We start from the raw sequence: 3,362 nt of genomic DNA on the forward strand, positions 1-3,362 counted from the left end.
TGCCGGCACCGCGCGCCGCCTCGACCACATTGGCCGGCAGCGTCGTCAGGCCGGTCAGCGCATTCTCGAAGATAGGCAGCAGGCCGTAGAGAAACAGCGCGATCAGCGTCGGCTTCTCGCCGAAGCCAACGGCCGGCACCGCGAGCGCCAGCACCGCCACCGGCGGAAAGGTCTGGCCGATGTTGACCAGGCTGCGCGACAGCGGCAGGAATTCGGCACCGGCCGGTCTGGTGACCAGGATGGCAAGCGCCACCGCGACGATGGTTGCAGCCACGGTGGCGATCAGAACCGTGCGCAAATGCAGCAATGTCAGCGTCAGCAGGCTGCCCTGGTTGTAGATCACCGGCGCATTGTTCTCGGTCAACGGCTTCAGCAGTGGCTCGAACCAGCCGGGATTGGTGACAAAGGCGACGAGCAGCACCACCAAGGCCAGCCTGAGCAGCGATGGAAGCCAGGCCTTCATGCCGGCCTCGCCGCGCGTTTCACCAGACCGTCGACGGTGACGCGGCCAAGCGGCTTGCCGTCGGCGCCTTTGACGGGCAGCGCCGGCCGGCCCGACCACAACAATTCGGCCAGTGCGTCGCGCTGGCTGGCGTCGCCGGGGATCGCTTCGCCTTCGGCCGAGCCCTTCTCCACGGCATCGCGGACGCGACCGAGCGACAGCAACCGGAACGGCCGCTCGCTGGCGCCGACCAGGGTCTCGACGAAGGCACTTGCAGGCTTCGCCAGGATCTCGGCTGGCTTGGCGTATTGCACGAGCTTGCCGGCATCCATGACCGCGATCTTGTCGCCCATATGCACGGCCTCTTCCATGTCGTGGGTGACGAGGATGATGGTGGTGCCGAAGCGCTTCTGGATCGCCAGCAGATCCTCCTGCGCCTTGGTGCGGATGATCGGATCCAACGCGCCGAACGGTTCGTCCATCAACAGCACGTTGGGCTCGGCGGCGAGCGCGCGGGCAACGCCGACACGCTGCTGCTGGCCGCCGGACAGTTCGTGCGGGTAGCGCGGACCGAATGCTTCGGGATCGAGCTGATAGAGCGTCATCAACTCGTCGACCCGGGCCTTGATGCGGGCCTTGTCCCAGCCGAGCAGCACCGGCACGGTGGCAATGTTCTGCGCCACCGTACGATGCGGAAACAGGCCGTGGCCCTGGATGGCGTAGCCGATGCTGCGGCGCAGCTCGTAACCCGGCAGCGAACGATTGTCGGCGCCGTCGAGCTTGATGATGCCCGAGGTCGGCTCGACCAGCCGGTTGATCATGCGCAGCAGCGTCGTCTTGCCGGAACCGGAGGTGCCGACAATGACGCAAACCGTGCGCGGCTCGATGACCATCGAAACGTCATCGACCACTGTTGTCGCGTCATAGCGCTTGGTAATACCTTCGATCTCGATCATGCCGTTTCAACCCTGCGCTTGGTGGCAGTCATTTCGATCACCGCATCGAGGATGATGGCGGCGGCGAAGGCGAGCGCGACCGTTGGCACGGCGCCGAGCAGCACAAGGTCCATCGCCGTCTGGCCAACGCCCTGGAAGACGAAGACGCCGAAACCACCGCCACCGATCAGCGCGGCAATGGTGGCAAGGCCGATGTTCTGCACCAAAACGATGCGGATGCCGGTGAGAATGACAGGAAATGCCAGCGGAAACTCGACGCCGAACAGGCGCTGCCTGTCGGTCATGCCCATGCCGCGCGCGGCGTCGTTGGCGGCCCGCGGCACGCCGGCGAGACCGACCACGGTGTTGGCCACCACCGGCAGCAGCGAATAGAGGAACAGTGCGACGAAGGCGGGTGCTGTGCCGATGCCACGAATGCCGAGCGCGGCAGCCCCCGGCACATGCGTGGCGACCCAGCCGAGTGGCGCGATCAGCAGGCCGAACAGCGCGATCGAGGGAATGGTCTGGATGATGTTGAGCACGTTGAGCACGCCGGCGCGCAGCCTTTCGACGCGATGGCACAGGATGCCGAGCGGCAGGCCGACGATCACCGCAGCAGCCAGCGAACCGAGCGCCAGCGTCACATGCTTGGAGCCTTCCGCCCAGAAACTGTCGGCGCGGTTGGCGTATTCCTTCAGGATGGAAAGGTCGTTCCAGCTTCCCGAAATCAGCAAAAGACCGATCGCCGCGCTGGCCGCGACCAGCACACCAACCCGCCCCCAGGGCGACAGGTTCAGCCGTGTCAGCACATCAGCCAGCAAAAGCGTGAAGGCAAAGATGAGAATCCAGAAGCCTGAGGCCGGCGAAACCCTCGCAAAGGTGTTGCCCGCCGGCGTGAGAAATGTGCCGGCGACGCCAACCAGCAGCGCGAGCGCGGCAAGCGCCACCACGCTGGCGGCGAGGCGCAGCACAAGCGGCGTCCTGAACAGAGCAATGAGCGCGGCGACGACGATGATGGCGAGCAGCAGCGCCCCGATGGTTGCCGGCAGCGCCTCGAGAATCGAGCGCGCCTGGCCGGGGACGATGCGGTTAGCGCGGAACGTGGCAAAGGGCGCGGCAAAAGCCGCATAGGCTGATATCGCGGCGATGACCACGCCGAGCTTGTCGAACCGAATGTTCACGCCCTCCCCCGTCAGTCGATCCGGCGCGCCACGAAAGCGGCGCGCCGGAATCGTCCTACTTCAGGAAGCCGTTCTTCTTCAGGAAGTCTTCGGCGACGCCCTTGACCGGCTCGCCGCCGACCTGCACGCGACCGTTCAACTCCTGCAGCGTGACGAGGTCGAGTTTGGCGAAGACCGGCTTGAGCAGCGTCTCGATCTCGGGATGTTCCTTCAGCACCTTTTCGCGAATGATTGGCGCCGGTTGGTAGACCGGCTGCACGCCCTTGTCGTCGTCGAGCACGACGAGCCCGGACGGTGCGATGCCGCCATCGGTGCCGTAGACCATGGCGGCGTTGGCGCCACTGGTCTGGTTGGCGGCGGCAGCGATGGTGGCCGCGGTGTCGCCGCCCGAGAGCGTGATCAGTTGCTCAGGCTTCAGCGTGAAGCCATAGGTGGTCTGGAAGGCCGGCAGAGCAGCGGCCGAATTGACGAACTCGGCGGAAGCCGCCAGCACCACCTGGCCGCCGCCCGCGACATATTTGCCGAAGTCGGTGAGCGTGGCGAGCTTGTTGGTCTCGGCGACTTCCTTGCGCAACGCGATCGCCCAGGTGTTGTTGGCGGGCGACGGCGACAGCCAGACGATCTTGTTGGCGTCGTAGTCGAGCTTCTTGGCTGTCTCATAAGCCTTGGCGGCATCTTTCCAGACCGGGTCGTCGGCCTTCTCGAAGAAGAAGGCGGCGTTGCCGGTGTATTCCGGATAGATGTCGATCTCGCCGGCGGTGATCGCCTTGCGCACCACCGGCGTGCCGCCGAGCTGGATTCGGT

At 65.6% G+C, this 3,362-nt stretch carries 3 protein-coding genes and 1 pseudogene; all 4 read right to left on the minus strand.

The genetic code is table 11. The features are described from left to right. Window positions 1–463, minus strand: a pseudogene (locus tag EN935_RS27625) (ABC transporter permease); the annotation flags it as partial. Further along, window positions 460–1,398 (minus strand): ABC transporter ATP-binding protein, encoded by a 939-nt coding sequence (locus EN935_RS27630; protein WP_126068793.1) that lies wholly within the window; start codon window positions 1,396–1,398, stop codon window positions 460–462. The pseudogene EN935_RS27625 and the gene EN935_RS27630, both read right to left, overlap by 4 nt. Next, window positions 1,395–2,558: an ABC transporter permease gene (locus tag EN935_RS27635; RefSeq protein ID WP_127265158.1), complete on the minus strand. Its 1,164-nt coding sequence runs from the start codon at window positions 2,556–2,558 to the stop codon at window positions 1,395–1,397. The genes EN935_RS27630 and EN935_RS27635 overlap by 4 nt, the downstream gene beginning before the upstream one ends. A gap of 55 nt (window positions 2,559–2,613) precedes the next feature. After that, the coding region (locus EN935_RS27640; RefSeq protein ID WP_127373823.1) for a glycine betaine ABC transporter substrate-binding protein at window positions 2,614–3,362 on the minus strand (749 nt) is incomplete at its 5' end.

The sequence above is a fragment of the Mesorhizobium sp. M7D.F.Ca.US.004.03.1.1 genome (assembly GCF_003998635.1).
Lineage (GTDB): Bacteria > Pseudomonadota > Alphaproteobacteria > Rhizobiales > Rhizobiaceae > Mesorhizobium > Mesorhizobium loti.

What these genes read in the sequence shown, in the direction of transcription:
- EN935_RS27630 (WP_126068793.1), bottom strand. Translation starts at nt 1,398, where the DNA reads ATGATCGAGATCGAAGGTATTACCAAGCGCTATGACGCGACAACAGTG.